Here is an 18,332-nt window from a genome sequence, read left to right on the forward strand (position 1 = left end):
CATCAGAGCTAACTGTTACAGCAATGATTCCGCAAAATTTATGAATGTAGCCAAAACTACTTTGCAAACAATTTGTTCATTGGTTTAATGTGTTTCGAGCAAAACATAAATGGAATGTCGCTGTGAATGGACAGAAAATAGGCCATTTTTGGTATTTGCTTTTTTATCTACACCCAAGTGCTTACGCACAGTCAATCGTTATTTTTAATCATCAAGTACATTGATTATCAAATATTTAACCCAATTTAAACCTATTTGGTTTCCTCTTTTATTTATCATCCTCTTTCTCTTAAACAATTGTAAAATGAATACCGTAACCATTACAACTACTCCCTTGCCTTCCTCAGAAAGTGAACTGATCAATATCGTCATATCTGAAAGCGATTCAAGTCAAGTACTCAGTCTCCTTATTGAACATCGAATTCCGTTTAGTTGTATTCACTCTGAAATCAAACTTTTTCCCAATTCAATCAATACCTTATCGCCCAAAAACCTACCTAGTTCTACTGACGAAACGCATCTCTTCAAAGATGAATTTATCGAAAAAATCCAGCAATTACACGAACAAATTGTTTCTGATTTTTCGTTTAGAATCCCCCCCATTGACGAAGTCTCAAGTTCGTTTAAAGTAAGTCCAAGCAAGTTTAAAAGTGTGTTTAAAAGCTTGTATCAAACACCTTACCATCAATACTTTATGGAGCACAAAATGCAACAAGCGCGCGAGCTCCTTGAAAGTGGTCAATATTCGGTAAAACAAGTATCTGACCTTTTGGGCTACACTACTCCGATTAAGTTTGTGATTGTGTTCAAAAAATACCAAAAGGTTACGCCAGGCAGAATTAAAGTCAACGCCCGATTCCGAAAGTAAACGCCAAATAATAAAATCCGCCTACTTGCGGTCCGCCTAAAATCGAATAGTAATATCGGTTAAAAAGATTGGTTCCTCCCAGCTTTACATCTATTTTTTGGTTAGCAAACGCATACGTCAGCTGACCATCAAACACGTGAATGGCTGGGACATCACCATTCACCAAAAACGATTGATAGTAAAAACGACTTTGGTAACGGTAACTAAGCCCTGCCCCCCAACGTTTGAACAATCGGTCGTGGCTTATCGACACATTGGTCATCCATTTGGGGGTATTAAAACCATCTTCCAAGCCATCGTTTGCTTCTTTTCGGTCAAGTTGGGCAAAAGAGACATTTCCTGCCATTACCAGCCCATTTCCTGTTCGATACCGCAGCCCAACGCTCGTCCCGAAATTACGTACAATGGTTTTTGAGTTTGTCCACAAACGGTAACGCTGCTGCTTCGTACGGTCGAGCATAATGTAGCCCAACGAATCGGCGCGTGTCGAGTTCGGGATATTGGCTTCTACTTGCGCCATAAAATCGCGGTAACGATTGTAGTAAAAATCGACATCGACAAACAGTCGCCGTCTTAGCCACAACCCTTTGTAGCCTATTTCAAAAGATTGAATAAATTCAGGCCGCAAATAGGTGTATGAGTTTTTTTGTAAAAGACCCAGATTGCTCTTTATCAGGCTGTCCCGTTTTGACGTCCCCAATTTATTGACTCCTGCCGTCACGGCCGCCTGAAAAGCATCGATGGACGTACGAATGTAGGAGTTCTCAAAAATTCCTTGCGACATTACGGGCAAGCCCCCTACCCTTTTTACCCCACCGCTGTTGATGTTGGAAAAACCTTCAAAAATGCTTGGAAAACGGTAGCCACTTTGGTACGAAGCCCGCACGTGTTGCGACTCCGTCAAAGAATAGACAGTAGTGAAACGAGGGTTTAGTTTTAGGTCAAAATAATCGGCTTTATCGGCCCTCAGCGTAGCGCCAAGTTTCAATTTTTCCCTAAACAACTCCTGCGTCACTTGCAGAAAACCACCCGTTTTGCCGTAGGTCAGGTTCTTAGAATCGCTCACAGGATTGATGAAATAATTACCATCGGGGACAATCGAGTAGGTTCGGTGGTCAAACCCCGCCAACACTTCCATTCCCGTTTTTTTACGCCAATCGGTCAGCCACTGGTCAGTCAAACTCCACTGCCCTTCGGCGTGGTACAGATTTGCTTTTACCCGCAACGCCGCCCCCACATCCCAATTGTTGATGTCTTGCAAACGAGCTAAGGTTTGTTGAAAAACGTCGGATTGTGGTTGTGGACGACCCGCGTCAGCATACGTCCGTGCTTGACGCAAAGCATCGGCCAATGTCCCTTGATTTTGAACCTCCAGAAAACGCGACTGAAAGTCCGTAAACCACTGATTATCTGACTTGAACGAACGGTCAATATTCTCAGCCATCGAGCGTAAGTTATACGACTTTCCCGTGTTTTCAGAAGTTACGTACGCCCGCACTTGAAACGCCCGTCCTTTCAGTTGAAACGCCTGTTGTTGGAGCAGGTAATTGGCCAACTGAAAGCGATTCGAACGTTGATAAACGTTATTGAGATACGCCCAACGGTAGGTATAATTGATTTCTAAGCCTTTACGGGGGCGAAAGTAGAGGCTTGCATCGCCCTTGAGATTTTGAAAATGATAGTCCACTACATCGGCTTCGCGGTAGCCCGTGCGCGCCACCACAATGCTCCGTCCTGCTAAAGTGAGTGTTCGACGATTGGAAGACTCATTACCGTAGCCACTCACGGGGTCATAAGCGGGGTTATCGTTGCCCAAAAGCCCCGCCGAAGCATTGATGTTGGGGGAAATATCGGTTTTGTCATTGGCTTGCCAATCGTATCCTTTTGTGAAAGTCGTATTTACTTTCATGGCCCAACGTTCGTTCCAAGCCTTGGCAAAACGAATACTCGTTTCATTGAAAAGTTGGGGCGAAACACCTTCTGATTTAATATGATTTACCCCTAATTTTTGTTGCAGTTGCAACCCTTGGTAGTCGAACGGGCTTTTGGTTTGAAAATTGGCCAATCCATTGATTGCATTCATTCCGTACAAAGCCGAGGCCGTTCCAGGTATGACTTCTACGCTCAAAATATCTAGGTCACTAGGCCCTAACGCATTACCAACGGGAGCGCCAATGTGCGGCGACTGATTGTCAATGCCGTCTATCAATTGCGCAAAACGAACATTGGTTGTATTGGCAAATCCCCTCGCATTGAGCACCTTAAACCCCAAACTTGGCACAATCATGTGAACCCCTTTGCTGTTTTCGAGCGCATCAAAAAACGACGGTTGAGCCGACCGACGAAACTCTTGTGCTGTTGCTTTTTCAATACTTACGGGCGACCGAAGTACACTTTCTTGCACCCGCGAAGCCGAGACTACTACTTCGTCCAGCTTAAAAACACGGTTAGAAAGTGAAGTAGTATCGGTAGTCTGTGCTACCACGACGTTAACAACGCCTAAACCCAAAAGAAGTAGCGAGAATTTCATCGAAAATCAAAAGCGTTATTTTTTCAAAAATATAACGCTTTTAGGTAAGTTCAAAATGAAAACCTCCCGAAAGTTTTAAACTTTCGGGAGGTTCGGTTCACTCTACACTCTAATTATATCCTCTCGCTTGCAGTTGAAACAACTCGGCATAGCGGCCCTTTTGTGCCATCAAGGTTTCGTGGCTACCCGATTCCAGCAGTTCACCGTTTTCAATCACAATGATACGGTCGGCCATGCGAACGGTAGAAAAACGGTGCGAAATCAGCAGCGCCATTTTTCCTCGGGTCAATTCCGCGAAACGCTGAAACACCTCGTATTCGGCGCGGGCGTCTAAGGCAGCGGTGGGTTCGTCCAAAATCAGGAGTTCAGAGTCCCGCATGTAGGCGCGGGCCAAGGCAATTTTTTGCCATTCTCCGCCCGACAACTCCGTCCCTCCGCTAAAATGCCGTCCCAACACCTGCTGCAAGCCATTCGGGAATTTTTGAATCAAGCTAGCGGCCAAACTCCGTTCGGCGGCGGTTTGCACCCGCGGGAGTTCGTGGATATGCTCGATGTCGCCCACGGCAATATTGGCCTGCGCGGTCATCATCAAACGAATATAATCCTGAAAAATCACCCCAATGTGGCGTTGTAGTTCACCCAAATCGTACTCTCGCAAATCCACACCATCTAGCAAAATATGGCCTTCGGTGGGGTCGTACAAGCGGGTCAACAATTTTACGAGGGTCGTTTTTCCTGCCCCGTTTTCGCCCACAATCGCCAGTTTTTCACCTTTTTTTAGGGTAAAACTCAGGTTTTGAAACACCCATTTGGAGGCATTTGGGTAGCGAAAACTGACATTTTCAAACACAAAACCTTCTTGGATGACATCAGGAAACGGGCGCGGGTGCAGCGGCGAAGCCACTTCGGGTTGGAGGTGAAAGAAATTGAAAAAATCTTTGAGGTACAATGCCCCCTGCGAAATGCTCGTAAAACGGTTCAGAATCCCTTCGAGCGAAGATTTTAGCTGTCGGAACGACCCTGCCAAAAACGTTAAACTCCCCAGCGTAATGCTCCCTTTGACGGTTTCCAGCCCTATGTAACCGTAGGCACCGTAGTAGCCCGCCGTCCCCACGGCCGTCAGCAGCGCACCCCAAAATGCCCGTCGCAGCGCCAATTTTTTATTTTGTTGGTAATATCCGCTCGATACTTCCCGAAAGCGGTCGGTCAGGAACTTCGACAAGTTAAATAATTTCACTTCTTTGGCGTTCACATTGCTGGCTCCTACGTAACGCAGGTAGTCGAGTTCGCGGCGCTGGGGCGTCCATTGGTAAGAAAGGGCGTAGCTTTCGGCGTTGAAGTAAAACTCTCCCAAAAACGCGGGTAAGATGCTCACTACCAGTATCAAAATCAACCACGGACTGAACACCACCAACCCCGCCCCTAGAAAACCAATGGTAATAATGTCTTGAAACTGCGCCAATGTTTGAGCCAACAAGGCCGTCCGCCCGACGGTTTGCTGACGGGCGCGTTCCAGTTTATCGTAAAAAACGGGGTCTTCAAATTGCGCCAAATCGAGGGTAGCGGCGTGTTCCATGATTTGAATGGAAGAACGATTGGCGTGCAAATCACCCAAAAGCGCATCGAGTAAGGAGGTGGCACGGTTGAGGCCATCCGACAACACCGCCAACCCAAGTTCAAGGCCAATCAACCACAACAACCAAGACGTGTCCGTCGAGTGTGAATTGATTAACCTCACTACCTCGTCAATAATCAATTTTCCCAAATACAACGTACTAAAAGGGATAGCCGAACGTACCAAACGCAGCAATCCATTGCCCGCCGTCATCCACGGGTGAGTATTCCAGATTTCCTTAAAAAACGGGGGTAAATACTTGAGTGCTGCAAAACGGTCTTTGAGGGTGGGTTGGGGAAGTTTGTTTTTTGGGGCCATTTAGTAACAAAAAGGAGTTGAATGTAAGAGGGATTTTGTCCCTATTCTTCTCACAAACAGCAATTTCTTGTATTTAGTGCCGAAGTTGCCCCGTCTCAAACTGTAACCTACACGCGCCACAAACTCCCCCCTGTTGTGTGTAGCGAGCACAACGGGGCGCGCACTCCCGAATATTTAAGCGAAATACGAAAAAAAAGCATTTCTTAAACCAGTTTAAGTTTTTTCGGTTTCCCATTTTTCAACTTTGCATTGAACAATTTTAAAAGAATAATACAATGCAAAAACGACTTAACATTAAAGAAGTTGCACCCAATGCACTAAAAGCGATGATTGGTTTAGAAATGTATCTTTCAAAGGCTTCCATGTCTAAGACAACCAAAGAACTCATAAAAATACGTGCTTCACAAATCAACGGTTGTGCATATTGTATCAACATTCACACGCAAGATGCAATTAAAAATGGTGAAACAAATCAGCGTATTTTTCTATTGAATGCCTGGAGAGAAGCTGAGGGTATTTTTACAGATGAAGAAAAAATAGTATTGGCAATAACCGAAGAAATAACATTGATCCATCAAAAGGGATTATCAGATGAAACCTATTCAAAAGCCTTACAGTTTTTTAGCGAAGCCCAAATTGCAGATATTATAACTGCCATCATTACCATCAATCTTTGGAACAGGGTTGTGCTAAGCACACACTTACCGATTGGACAAAGTCTTGCATAAGACTATTGTAAAAAATCACAGGTTAATGACCTGTGATTTTTTACGGTAAGTACAAGCTTGAAATCAGTTTTAACTATTTTCAACCTGTTTGACCCCGGATGGGGTCACCTATTTGTAGGAATTTGTTTTTATCTACAAACGTCTGACCCCATCTGGGGTCAAACAGAATAATGTAAAATAACTTTACACACCTATTTAATTAAAAATTAAAAAATAATATCTATACTCATCATAAATTATGATTTATGGAGAATTAAGATTTCATTTTAGTTTTTGATCTAAAATTTCTTTCAAAACTTTTGCGGATATATTCGTTTGAACAATTTTACCAGTTGGGTCAATTAAAGCCGTTGTTGGAAAAGCATCGATATGATATCGTTTCACCAAGTCATTTTGAGGAGTATTGAGTATTTGTGGCCATTTAACTTTATGCTTTTCTAAAAAACCCCTCAATTTTTCAGGCGAACTCTCCCCTGCTGCTATACCCACAAATTCAACTTTAGTTTTATCTAATGTTTGGTACAAATCGACTAGTTTAGGAATATCTTGAACGCATCCACGGCACCAAGTTCCCCAAAAATCAACATATAAATACTTGCCTTTGTAATTATCGGTATGTATTTCCTTTCCCGTAACAAACTCTTGACCCTTAAACGGTTCTAATAAGTACCCATTCTGAAACGAATAGACATTTTCGTTATGACCAGATTCTAATTGAAGGGTTTGAGTATAAAAATCAACTCCTTTGTTCTTATATTTATTACCCAAAAGCCCGCCTAATGTCAAATATTTATCAATTTCTATAAGTTGATTATTTTCAAACGTTTTGTTTGCAGTCTCTTCTACAATCCCACACTTTTGAAAAACAAAACTATTCCGAGGAAAAACAATGGTATAATCTCCTAATTTGCATCTTCCATATTGAGGGATATTATATCCTAAATTACCATCCTTAAAAACCTTCATAACTAATGAAAAATCCGCATTCATAACTTTTCCATTTATAAAACGGTCATAATGTACTCTTTGCAAATTTTTAGTAGAAAACTCATTCTTACCAAAGACAAGCTGTTCAGGCTCAAATGCTTTTTCATCGCTAAAATCTAAATTGTTATTTGTATCAACAATCACCCATTGATTACCACTTTTATCCAGCCCACTTACTGCATATACAAAACATCTAATAAAAGTTGAGGTTAGCTGTGTCGTATCGGGAACCCACTTCCATGACTGTTGTAAATATTCATACATTCCCTTATCAATGTTACCTTTTTTAAAATGCTGATAGACAAACTGATAAGGATCTAACCAAATATTGCCTTGAATCACATGACGCCAATTTTTAGGTATGCCTTTAGGGTTTTCATACGTTTTTGCCCATCCAGATTGTTTGTTTTCAGCTGCCAGCAAGCCAAACGAGGGAATAAATGGCCCATATCCTTCCACAATTGTAAAAGGAATAGATATTTTGCGACTCTTCTCTTCTGAACTTAATTGGCATCCACCCAAAAAGATAACAATAGAAAACAAGCAATAAGTACGCATATAAATTCTACATTGTAACAACCCCAATCTGTAAAACAACGAATTCTAATGGCACTCGCCCCAAACTACAATTTGGGGCGAGTATCCGACGCAATTACCCAATTCCAGACCATTCACCACAGTCACTTATCACAATCTTCTTAGAAGTCCGTCCGTTGGGGCTGCCGTAGCTTTCGGCTTGCAGCACCACGTCCATTCCCTCTACTACTTCCCCAAACACCACGTGGTTTCCGTCGAGCCATTCGGTCGTAACCGTTGTGATAAAAAATTGAGAGCCGTTGGTATTGCGCCCTGCATTGGCCATGCTCAGTATTCCTGGCCCTATGTGCTTCAACTTAAAATTTTCATCGGCAAACTTTTCTCCGTAAATAGACTTTCCACCCGTTCCGTTGCCTTTGGTAATATCGCCTCCTTGGAGCATAAAACGAGGAATAATGCGGTGAAAAACGCTTCCTTTAAAGCCAAAACCCTTTTCGCCCGTCGCCAATGCTCGGAAATTCTCGGCGGTTTTGGGGACAATATCCGCGCGTAATTCAAAAATAACTCTTCCTAAAGGGGCACCGTCGGCCGTAATATCAAAATAAACTCTTGGATTGGTAGGCATTTGATTGTCTTGTTTAATGAAATTTAAAGGTAGTAATTTATTAGTTAAGCCACTCTGGTAGATTAAAAAAAGTGGGTTGTCTCCTTTTGCAAATGTTGTTGTACCATCACATAAATGAACGACCTCCATGAAAAAATACCTTTGGGGACTAGGTGCGCTGGCCATGACCAGTGGATTAGTCGCTAGTTATCAGAACGATAACCCTAGTCGCGCTTCGCAAAGTAGCCTCGATAGCGTGTATGCCAAACTCACGCAAGAGCAAAAACACGACCTCAAATACGCCGTGGGAGCGCTGGAAGTAGCCGATGGCTTGGAAGCCAATCTGTTTGCCTCAGAACCCATGATTACCAATCCCACCAACATCGACATCGACCATCGGGGACGGGTATGGGTGCTCGAAGCCTACAACTACCGCCCTGCCATTACGGGAAATCCCACCCACTCCGAAGGTGATCGCATCCTGATTTTGGAAGATACCAACGGCGACGGCAAAGCTGACCTTAGCAAAGTATTTTACCAAGGCCCCGAAGTGGCTGCCCCGCTGGGCGTTTTGGTCATGGGCAACCGCGTTTTGGTATCGCAAAGTCCTTACGTTTGGTTGTTTACCGACGAAAATGGGGACGACAAAGCCGACAAAAAAGAGATTATTTTTCAGGGAATTAAGGGCGCACAGCACGACCACGGAATGCACGCCTTTACCTTTGGCCCCGACGGAAAACTGTATTTTAACTTCGGAAACGAAGGAAATCAACTACTGGACGGCAAAGGTCAGCCCGTACTCGACCAAGATGGGCAGCCCATCGACCGCAAAAAATACAAGCAAGGAATGGTGTTCCGTTGCGACCCTGATTTTAAAAACGTAGAAGTACTCGGGCACAACTTCCGCAACAACTACGAAGTGGCCGTGGACAGCTACGGCACCATGTGGCAGTCGGATAACGACGACGATGGCAACAAAGGAGTCCGTATTAATTACGTGATGGAATACGGCAACTACGGCTACACCGACGAAATGACGGGGGCAGGCTGGAGCGCCAATCGGACCAATATCGAAGCCGAAATCCCTTTCCGCCACTGGCACCTAAACGACCCTGGCGTAGTTCCTAACCTACTCCAAACGGGTGCAGGCTCGCCTACGGGTATGGTGATTTACGAAGGTGATATGCTGCCAACTGTCTTCCAAAATCAAATGATTCACTGCGATGCGGGGCCCAACGTGGTGCGTTCGTATCCCGTTGAAAAAAATGGCGCGGGCTACAAAGCCAACATGGTGAACGTACTGTACGGCAAACGCAACCAATGGTTCCGCCCGTCGGATGTGTGCGTGGCGCCAGATGGTTCGCTTTTCGCCGCCGACTGGTACGACCCAGGCGTGGGTGGTCACCAAGCGGGTGATTTGAACCGTGGACGCATCTATCGCATCACGCCGCCCAATACTTCTTACAAAACTCCAAACCACGATTTCACCACGTTGGAAGGTGCATTGAAAGCCATTCAAAGCCCCAACGTTTCGGTGCGCTATTTGGCGTGGAACAAAATTCGTAGCCTCGGCCAAAGCGCGGAAAGTGAGCTATCGAAAATGTACCAAATGTCGCCTAACCCCCGCATGAAAGCGCGGGCGCTGTGGTTGTTGAGCAAACTTCCCAACGGGCATAACTACGTCAGTGCGGCGTTGAAAGATGCCAACGCTGATTTGCGAATCACTGCCATTCGGGCCGCGCGTCAAATCACAGCCAAAGGGGTGTTGCCGTTGACTGTTGAGCAATTGAATCTCTTAGCTTCTGACTCAGAACCGCAGGTTCGTCGGGAAGTAGCTTTGGCGATTCGTCATAATACCGACGACCTTGCGGCAGATATTTGGGCACAATTGGCCAACCGCTACGACGGACAGGACCGCTGGTACCTCGAAGCCCTCGGTGTGTCGGCAGATGGTCAATGGGATAAGTTTTTTGGCACTTGGCTCAAACTTGCAGGGCCTAACCCAACTGCCTCCGCCAAAGGCAAAGACCTCGTTTGGCGGGCACGGACGGCGGCCTCGGTGCCGTTGTTGGCCTCGTTGGCAGGTGATAAAAACGTGGCGTTGAAAGACCGCCTTCGTTATTTCAGGGCGTTTGATTTTAACCCAGGCGCTACCGAAAAATCGACGGCGTTGCTGGAGTTGATGAAAACCAATACCGACACCGAAATCACCAAATTGTGCCTCCGTCACCTCGACCCAGGTTTTGTTAAAACTTCACCTTTGGCGCAGCAAAACCTTCAAAAACTACTCGACGCCAGCTACGGCACGGGCGAATACATGGATTTGGTACAACGGTTTGAACCTGCCAGCGAAGCAAAACGCTTGTTACAACTCGCCCTCGACAAACCGATGCAACGCGAAGGCCGAGACGCCGCGCGTCAGTTGTTGAAACAAGAGCAAATCCCGCTTCTTTGGAGTACTATTAATGGAAAAGACGTCGCCAAAGCTCAAAATACGTTGATTGCACTTCGTGGAATTGGCAGTAAACAATCGTTAGACATTCTAAAAAGTGTAGCCCTTGACCCCAAACGTCCCAAAGCCATTCGGACGGAAGCTACGCGGGCGTTGGGTGGAAGTATGGACGGCGAAGACCTCGTGCTCGATTTGCTCCAACAAGGTAAAATCGCCAACGATTACAAAGCGGTGGCCGTGCAGGGGGTAAGCGGTGCTTGGCGCAAAAACGTTCGGATTCAAGCCGCCAAATACCTTGATGCTGCTCCTACCAAAACTGGTAAAAAACTCCCTCCTGTCAGCGAGCTAATGACCCTCACAGGCAACGTCGCCAACGGTAAAACGGTGTTTGCCAACTACTGTGCCATTTGCCACCAAGTAAACGGCGAAGGATCGGATTTTGGGCCTAAATTATCCGAAATCGGCAGTAAACTTGGTAAAGACGGTCAATACATGGCAATTTTCTACCCAAGTGCGGGAGTAAGTTTTGGCTATGAAGGCTACGAAGTGAAGTTCAAAGACGGCAGTACCACGGTCGGAATTGTGGCAAGTAAAACTGAAACAGATTTACTACTCAAATTCCCTGGAGGTACGACCCAAAGTTATAAAATGAGTCAGGTTGTTTCGATGAAAAAACTTGACGAATCACTGATGACTGCTGGCCTTCACGAGTCCATGAGTCAGCAAGAGTTGGTTGATTTAATTGAGTATTTATCCAGTCTTAAACGTAAATAAATGAAAACACTATTTCTAGTTCCAATTCTCGCGCTTTGTGCATTTTTTGCCAGTCACGCACAGCCGTCAAAGGCCATCAACGTAGCTACTTACAATTTACGCTACGATACGCCCAACGACGGCCCGAATGCTTGGCCTAATCGCAAAGAAAACGTCAAAGCTCTCGTGCGTTTTCACGAATGGGATATTTTTGGTACCCAAGAAGCCTTGCGTCATCAGCTCAACGGCGTTGCTGAATTAACGGAATTTGCGTTTGTGGGCAAAGGTCGTGACGACGGCAAAGAAGCGGGCGAGCACTCAGCGATTTTTTACCGAAAAGACCGTTTTAAATTGCTTCAATCGGGCGATTTTTGGCTTCGCGAAACGCCCGAAACACCAGGTAAAGGTTGGGATGCGACTTGCTGCAATCGGATTTGTAGTTGGGCAAAATTCAAAGACCTCAACACCAAAAAAGAGTTCTACTTTTTCAACGTCCACTTCGACCACCAAGGCGTAGAGGCCCGCCGTCAATCGGGGCATTTGATGGTCAAAAAAATGAAAGAGATTGCAGGCAATGCGTTGGTGATTTGTACGGGAGATTTTAACTCTACCCCCGAAACGGAACAAATTCAACTTATGAAAGGCGCACTTAACGATACCCACGATGCCTCGGCAACCCCAGCTTATGGGCCAGAAGGAACTTTCAACGCGTTCAAATTTGATGCCCCTATGAAACAGCGCATCGACTATATCTTTGTCAGTTCGCCCATCAAAGTGTTGAAATACGGCGTTTTAACGGATGCCAAAGACCAACGCTATCCATCTGATCATCAACCTGTAGTTGCTAAAATTATATTTTAAGTAAAGTTTAAGGCCAATTTAATCTTGTTTTAAGAATATTTTTGCAGCTTTGAACATCGAACAAGGGCGTTTGGTACAAGCAAAAGCCTTCTGTTTTTTGTGGTGTTATCAAGGACATTGATACCCGATCCGCCAATTTAGAGTGGGTCGGGTATTTTGTTGTAAAATATCCCCATTTTCACGTACCTTTACTAGCCTAACCCTTCCCTAACCAACCAACATGCTACGTCGTTTTATTGCGTCGCTACTGCTTACTTTTGTCGTACTTTCGGTTCATTCCAAAGGGCATTCCCCTAGTTTATTTTTGGGATTTAATCCGCGCGTTCAAGCCTTGGCCTTTCAATACCCCGTTCAGGCTCAATTAATTTTTGATGCAGGAAACGAAGCTAATGTCTATACCGACCAGCGCTTTGGGGCGGGTGCACAAGCCCAAAACGACAATAGTTCCAATGCCTTCCGCCACTCGGTTTGGAATGCTCTTTCCGTGAAAAAACTCAAAGACATCGGGGCGACCGAAGCTACGGCGACCGAAATTGTCAGGCAGTTTACCTCGGCCTACGAATACAACGACGCAGGTACGGCGCTGGTGAAAAATGCCGCCTCAGCGATGGACTTACATAATAACTTGGTAGGACGGTCTTTCAAAAATTACACAACTATCAATCAGCTTTTGGATAGTTTGTATTTAAAATCCATTGAACCTAAAGTGGTCACGGTGAGTCTTGAGCAAAACTTAGCCAGCCACAATGCCGATGTCAACACCGCTTGGACATTGCTCGAAAACACCGCAAGTTCGACGTTGGAAGTAAATAAACTATTGTACCGAATAGATTCTTGTACAACGGTTTTGCTTTTAAACCACACCATTGCCAATGCGGTAAAATTTGAAGTGAGCGATAACATTCAAGCCAAAAACGTTGTCACAGCTACGGCAAAAGTGACCTACGACGCCCAAAAATACGTACAACTTAATCCAGGCTTTAAGGCCGAAGCAGGCAGTGTTTTTACCGCTTATATTGATGGTTGTGGTAACAAATAATGCTTTATTTTTTCACAATTTGGTGTAAAGTCGCAGGGTCAACGGTATGACGACCTTCAAAAGTCACCACCTCTAAATGAGGAATGGCTGCCCGAATATCTTCTTCGTACTTTTGGGTATCAATTTGTACCAAATATTCATCCTGCAAACCATACACGAGGGTCGTAGGAACAGAAGCTAACTTGCTGGGCTCAATCACATCGGCGATACCATTCCCAAAAAAGCCCGCCCAGATAAGCAAGCAGTCGCAGCGAACGTGGTCGCTATTGAGCCACCGAAGTAAAGTAGCGTTCCCTTGCGAAAACCCAAGAAAATTAATGGTCAACTTAGACACGTCTCTGCCTTCCAACAGCGTGTCGTACAGGAGATTGAGGTAAAAAATATAGTCTGAGATTTCGTAGGGACGTTCTTCTTTCGTCATCCACGACGCTCCTACCCTGCCCGTAACCCCTTCCAAATAAAACCTTGATAAAGCTTCGGGGGCAACGATAACCGTTTTCCCGTCGTTTAATACTTCAAATTTTCGGATAAAAAACTGCGCCAATTGTCCATATCCGTGCAGCACAAACCAAACGTTTTGAGTGGACTCGTTGAGTTCGCCCAGCGTAAAATATCGCGCCGTACGCTTAACCTCTAAGTGATGTTCTTGCATAAAATGAAGTATATTTGTTGGCAATATTCGTACTTAAAACCCGAACCGACAACATGAAATCAAACCTTTTTTTCTACCTTATTTTGGCTGTATTGATAGTAGTAGATGCGTGGCTGCTCGCTCATCCCAATCTTCTAGGCAAAATTGGGGTAATGATGTTCAAATATGACATGATTAGAACCTTTCCCCGCGCCCTTGCCACCGTAGGTCTTACCGCTTTGGTATGCCAAGGAATTGTATTAGGGCTAAATCTCAAAGCCACCAAGAAGACTGCTTTCGCCGTGTTAGGTGCTTTTCTTGTGCTATCTATCGGTATATTAATCAATACTTATTTCAAATTTTCGTCAGGTACTTACGCCATGACAGGGGCAGGTTTTAAAACGGGTGCGCACCTCACGCCGCTGATTTTGATGCTTATTTTTGGGAATGGTCTGTACGAAACCTCGTCAAGAAAATAAAAAAAACACGCCCCAACTAAAAGTCGAGGCGTGTCCAACCCATACAGCCATTTTAAAAATATTTTGTCTTAACGTAAGATCGCTTGGATAAATTGTGTAACAACTTCTGTTGTTCTAACAACTATATAACATTCAATCCCTTTTAATTAGTTCCCTTACGTCGGTCTCTTCTATCTTCTTTGCGATCGCGAACATCTTCACGGCGGTCACGCTTGTCTTCTTTGCGGTCTCTGACGTCCTCGCGGCGGTCACGGCGGTCTTCCAAACGGTCACGGCGCCCTCCGTGGTGTCTTGCGTCGCGACGATCTTCCTTGCGGTCACGAATATCTTCTTTTCTATCACGTCGGTCTTCCCGATGGTCGCGTTTGTCTTCTCTTCTATCTCTCACATCCTCGCGGCGATCGTGGCGGTGATGTTTTCGGTGCTCAAATTTACGGGGTTTTTCCGTTGCCTGAGCCGAGATTGAGATAAATCCAAGTATTAACGCGGCAAAAATGAGTTTTGTTTTCATGGTAGCTGGTTGTCTAGGTAGTTTTTGTTTTCAATGATTAGACGCAGCATCCTGAAAAAGGTTTAACGATTTATCAACTTTTTTTTCAACGCTACCGAGACCATCCAAGTTGGGTGTACATAAACATTCTTTTTAAAACACATAGAAAACATTAGAATAAACACATAGTAAACATAGACAGTCTTTTGTGTGCTATGTAAAAATTCTATGTGGACTATGTGTTTACGTTTTCCTAGTCACCTGCAAAGTTTCGTACACCCTCCAAGTTTGATAACCGCGACCTAGAAACTTGGCAGGTCTTTCGATTACCGACTCACTCCCACTTTCAACCCACCAAACCAAAAGCGACCTTGCGCTGGCTCAAAATAACGGTTGGCACTCGCATTTATTTGAACGTTCTGAAAATAGGTTTCGTCCAACAAATTATTTACCCCCACAAACGGCTCAATGTGAAACTTCCGCCACGTTTTTTGTCCACCCAAACGCAGATTCAAAAGGCTATATCCATTGGCGGTCACGGCATTGGCATCATCGGCATACAGTTGGCTCGCATGGCGTACCTGCGCAATCGCAAATAGCCCCGAAGGCATAAAATACCGAAGTTCGACCTGCGCCGCGTGTTTAGGAATGCCTGGCAAAACATTTCCGTCAAATTTCCCCGCTGAGGTCTGATACTCACGGTAGGTGAAATCCGAATACGTATAGTTTGAGAACAATGTCAACCCTTTGGCCAACATCGCATTCAAACTTACTTCAATCCCCTGCCGTTTTGAACGACCCGCGTTTCGGTAAAACACCCGCCCCGCTTGCCCTGTAATTTGGTACGGCACCAATTCATCTTTCACTTCAATGGTAAACAATGCCAAATCGGCCCGTATCCGTTGTCCAAAATAAGTTTTCGCCCCTATCTCGTAATTCAAAGCTTGCTGCGGATTTAGCTCGGGGTTAAACCCACCCGTTCCTGAAGGATTATTCGACAACTCACTCATGGTTGGGGTTTCAAAGCTGCTTCCTAAGTTAGAATACAAATTGACCGCAGGAGAAACTTCCCACGAAAGTCCCAATGTAGGATTGATACGACTATAATTACGCCCGCCCGATTGGTCACCGTCCGACATAAAATAATCGGTTGCTTTTAAGCGAATCACGTCCGAACGCAGCCCTACCAACATCGTTATTTTTTTGTATGATAGCTCCTGAGTAATATACGAGGCAATGTTCTTAAACGATTCCAATTGGTCGAAAGTTAATTTTCCTCTCACCCCTGTCAGGTTATCAAATCGTCGGCGCGTGTCTCCTTGCGACTCTAAGTCAAGCCCCATCCGAAAACGGTAACTAAGGAAATCAAATTTCTGAGAAAACTGATACTGAAAACTCCCCCCTGCAAACGTTCGATTGATGGTTCCTGCCCCTGCGGCCTGAAACGCCAAATAATTGGCAAAATCACGTTTTGTCCCAAAAGCACGCACAAAAATCAGGTGATTACCCATCGTTTTTTCAAACGTAATGCCTATTCGTCCTTGAGTCACCGACTCACCTGCCAAAAATCGAAGGTTATTTGGGTGGGCTTGGCGACGGTTTTCGGCTACTTGCGCCAGCGTCAAACCGCCTGGGTCGTCGGCTAAGGGACTAGTACCGTAGTTGGCCAATACCGAAAGGCGCGTCAACGAATCAAAATCATAGCGGAGTTTAAGATTCAAAATCGTATTTTCCATGCGACTGTTTACGCGGTAACCTTCTGATTGATTACGAGTTGCGACAAACACCATTTGGAGTTTTTTGTGTTGCACCCCCGTTTTAAAACGCCAGCTTCGCAAACCGTACGAACCCACGGTTCCTTGCACCTCGGCCAATGGCATTTGAGCCACATTGTCGGTTTGTAGGCTTATTACCCCTCCCGCTGCGTTTCCAAACAACCCCGACGACGGCCCGCGCATCACCTCCAACCGCTGCATGGCGCCCATGTCGAGGTTATCGACGTCGGCTTGGCCATCGGGTGTGGATTCAGGAATGCCATCCACGTAGAGGCGAATCCCGCGAATCCCAAACGCTGCACGTGCTCCAAATCCTCGAATCGAAATACGGAGGTCTTGGGTGTAATTATCTGGATTTTGGGCAAAAAGCCCTGCCACCCCTCCCAGCGATTCAAACATCGAAAGTTGCGGCTGCCCTATTTGAATGCGGCCGCCGTTGAGCACCGTCAATGCCGCTGGCAAACGTTTTTCATTGATTTCAAGCCGAGTAGCCGTTACGGTCACGGGAGCGAGTTGACGCAGCAAAACCGTGTCTTTTTTCTGAGCTTTTACAGGCCCAACCCCAAGCAAAACAAATGTTGAAATGCTTAATAGAATTTTAATACCCAAGCCCTGTTGTTTTTGTATAAAAATAATCATAAAATTGTTGGTATATATCCAATAATCAGTGTGAACGGTCGCTATTCAAATTAACATTCCTTTTTTATGAATTCGTTCGACATTACAACCCATCTTCAGAGCAGAAAGTTAGAACTCGTTGTTGAAAACCGTACTGCTTATACCCTCGATAATGCCGAACTCAATATTTACGAAACCCACCAAGCCGCCCAAAACGTAGAGCTTACTTTTTCTAATCCCGTGTTGGCCAGCATGATTCGGGGGAAAAAAGTAATGCACTTGACCAACTCGCCTTCCTTCGATTTTTTTCCAGGTGAATCGGTGATTGTTCCTGCCCATCAAACCATGCGCATCGACTTTCCCGAAGCCAATAGCAAAAACCCTACCCAATGTTTGGCGTTGGCGATTTCGCCGACCAAAATCCGCACCATCGTCGAAACCCTCAACGAACATTCGCCGCTGGTGGATAATAATGAAGGCTGGCAATTTGCCAACGACAATTTTTATTTTACCAACGAAGCCGCTATTCATCAACTCATTGGACGCCTTATTTATTTGTTTACCGAAAACAATGCCGCCAAAGACTACTTCGCCAATTTGGTACTGCAAGAACTGATTGTACGGCTCATGCAAACCAGAGCCCGCATGGTGCTTAGTACCAACCTTCAGCAGTTGGCTAATACCAATCGGCTTGCGTACGCGATTAAGTATGTACAAGAGAATATTCACCGAAATCTAACCATCAAAGACCTCGCCGACAAAGCCTGCATGAGTGAGCCTAACTTTTTTCGGTGCTTCAAACAACAGTACGGCATTACCCCCGTAGAGTACATTAACCAACAACGGATTCAACTGGCAATGAAGCTTTTGTATAATACATCGTACAGTGTTTCGGACATTTGTTTTGCATGTGGCTATAATAACCTCAATTATTTCCAAAAAGTCTTCAAAAAAGCCACGGGCGATACCCCCGCCAATTACCGCAAAAAAATTGTTAAGTTCTAATTACGCCTTTTGATAGAATTGTTCTATTTTTTAATACAATAG

The 18,332-nt window shown here is 45.0% G+C and carries 14 protein-coding genes; 7 read left to right on the forward strand and 7 right to left on the reverse strand.

Annotated elements, in window-relative coordinates; genetic code table 11:
• The first annotated feature begins 304 nt into the window (after positions 1 to 304).
• Positions 305 to 868: a helix-turn-helix transcriptional regulator gene (locus tag DTQ70_RS12705; RefSeq protein WP_122931145.1), complete on the forward strand. Its 564-nt coding sequence runs from the start codon at positions 305 to 307 to the stop codon at positions 866 to 868.
• Here the strand turns inward: DTQ70_RS12705 and DTQ70_RS12710 are convergent.
• Positions 846 to 3,398, reverse strand: a complete 2,553-nt coding sequence (locus tag DTQ70_RS12710; RefSeq protein ID WP_122931146.1) for a TonB-dependent receptor — start codon at positions 3,396 to 3,398, stop codon at positions 846 to 848. The two genes, DTQ70_RS12705 and DTQ70_RS12710, sit on opposite strands and share 23 nt — an antisense overlap.
• A 109-nt stretch (positions 3,399 to 3,507) precedes the next feature.
• Positions 3,508 to 5,331, reverse strand: a complete 1,824-nt coding sequence (locus DTQ70_RS12715; protein ID WP_122931147.1) for an ABC transporter ATP-binding protein — start codon at positions 5,329 to 5,331, stop codon at positions 3,508 to 3,510.
• A 275-nt stretch (positions 5,332 to 5,606) separates the two neighbouring features.
• Here DTQ70_RS12715 and DTQ70_RS12720 point away from each other — a divergent pair, with 275 nt between their 5' ends.
• A complete protein-coding gene (locus tag DTQ70_RS12720; RefSeq protein WP_122931148.1) occupies positions 5,607 to 6,059 on the forward strand; it encodes a carboxymuconolactone decarboxylase family protein in 453 nt (150 codons plus the stop codon).
• A 261-nt stretch (positions 6,060 to 6,320) separates the two neighbouring features.
• On the opposite strand, the gene DTQ70_RS12725 is transcribed toward DTQ70_RS12720, so the two are convergent.
• Both DTQ70_RS12725 and DTQ70_RS12730 read right to left on the reverse strand, forming a co-directional pair.
• Positions 6,321 to 7,604, reverse strand: coding sequence for a TlpA disulfide reductase family protein (locus DTQ70_RS12725; protein ID WP_122931149.1), 1,284 nt, complete (start codon positions 7,602 to 7,604; stop codon positions 6,321 to 6,323).
• 94 nt (positions 7,605 to 7,698) lie between these two features.
• On the reverse strand, positions 7,699 to 8,208 hold the full coding sequence (locus tag DTQ70_RS12730; protein WP_122934389.1) for a peptidylprolyl isomerase: 510 nt from the start codon (positions 8,206 to 8,208) through the stop codon (positions 7,699 to 7,701).
• Between the two features lie 127 nt (positions 8,209 to 8,335).
• Here DTQ70_RS12730 and DTQ70_RS12735 point away from each other — a divergent pair, with 127 nt between their 5' ends.
• The 3 genes from DTQ70_RS12735 (at position 8,336) to DTQ70_RS12745 (ending at position 13,292) form a co-directional block, all read left to right on the forward strand.
• Positions 8,336 to 11,413 carry a PVC-type heme-binding CxxCH protein gene (locus tag DTQ70_RS12735; RefSeq protein ID WP_122931150.1) on the forward strand — a complete coding sequence of 1,026 codons (3,078 nt, stop codon included), beginning with the start codon at positions 8,336 to 8,338 and terminating at the stop codon, positions 11,411 to 11,413.
• Positions 11,414 to 12,253, forward strand: a complete 840-nt coding sequence (locus DTQ70_RS12740; protein WP_122931151.1) for an endonuclease/exonuclease/phosphatase family protein — start codon at positions 11,414 to 11,416, stop codon at positions 12,251 to 12,253. It begins immediately after the preceding gene.
• A 220-nt stretch (positions 12,254 to 12,473) separates the two neighbouring features.
• The gene (locus tag DTQ70_RS12745) at positions 12,474 to 13,292 is read left to right on the forward strand and encodes a DUF6973 domain-containing protein (RefSeq protein ID WP_122931152.1); all 819 of its coding nucleotides are present in this window, start codon (positions 12,474 to 12,476) and stop codon (positions 13,290 to 13,292) included.
• Positions 13,293 to 13,296: 4 nt separating this feature from the next.
• Here the strand turns inward: DTQ70_RS12745 and DTQ70_RS12750 are convergent, their stop codons facing one another.
• Positions 13,297 to 13,944: an alpha/beta hydrolase gene (locus DTQ70_RS12750; RefSeq protein ID WP_122931153.1), complete on the reverse strand. Its 648-nt coding sequence runs from the start codon at positions 13,942 to 13,944 to the stop codon at positions 13,297 to 13,299.
• Between the two features lie 53 nt (positions 13,945 to 13,997).
• Between DTQ70_RS12750 and DTQ70_RS12755 the strand changes: the two genes are divergently transcribed.
• Positions 13,998 to 14,402 (forward strand): hypothetical protein, encoded by a 405-nt coding sequence (locus DTQ70_RS12755; RefSeq protein ID WP_122931154.1) that lies wholly within the window; start codon positions 13,998 to 14,000, stop codon positions 14,400 to 14,402.
• Between the two features lie 142 nt (positions 14,403 to 14,544).
• Here the strand turns inward: DTQ70_RS12755 and DTQ70_RS12760 are convergent, their stop codons facing one another.
• Both DTQ70_RS12760 and DTQ70_RS12765 read right to left on the reverse strand, forming a co-directional pair.
• Positions 14,545 to 14,790 (reverse strand): hypothetical protein, encoded by a 246-nt coding sequence (locus tag DTQ70_RS12760; RefSeq protein ID WP_164489995.1) that lies wholly within the window; start codon positions 14,788 to 14,790, stop codon positions 14,545 to 14,547.
• Positions 14,791 to 15,218: 428 nt separating this feature from the next.
• Complete coding sequence (locus tag DTQ70_RS12765; RefSeq protein ID WP_122931156.1) at positions 15,219 to 17,306, reverse strand: TonB-dependent receptor; 2,088 nt, start codon at positions 17,304 to 17,306, stop codon at positions 15,219 to 15,221.
• Positions 17,307 to 17,372: 66 nt separating this feature from the next.
• Here DTQ70_RS12765 and DTQ70_RS12770 point away from each other — a divergent pair, with 66 nt between their 5' ends.
• Positions 17,373 to 18,290, forward strand: coding sequence for an AraC family transcriptional regulator (locus DTQ70_RS12770; RefSeq protein ID WP_122931157.1), 918 nt, complete (start codon positions 17,373 to 17,375; stop codon positions 18,288 to 18,290).
• Positions 18,291 to 18,332 lie beyond the last annotated feature (42 nt).

Origin of the sequence: Runella sp. SP2, assembly GCF_003711225.1 — a bacterium.
Taxonomy (GTDB): Bacteria; Bacteroidota; Bacteroidia; order Cytophagales; family Spirosomataceae; genus Runella.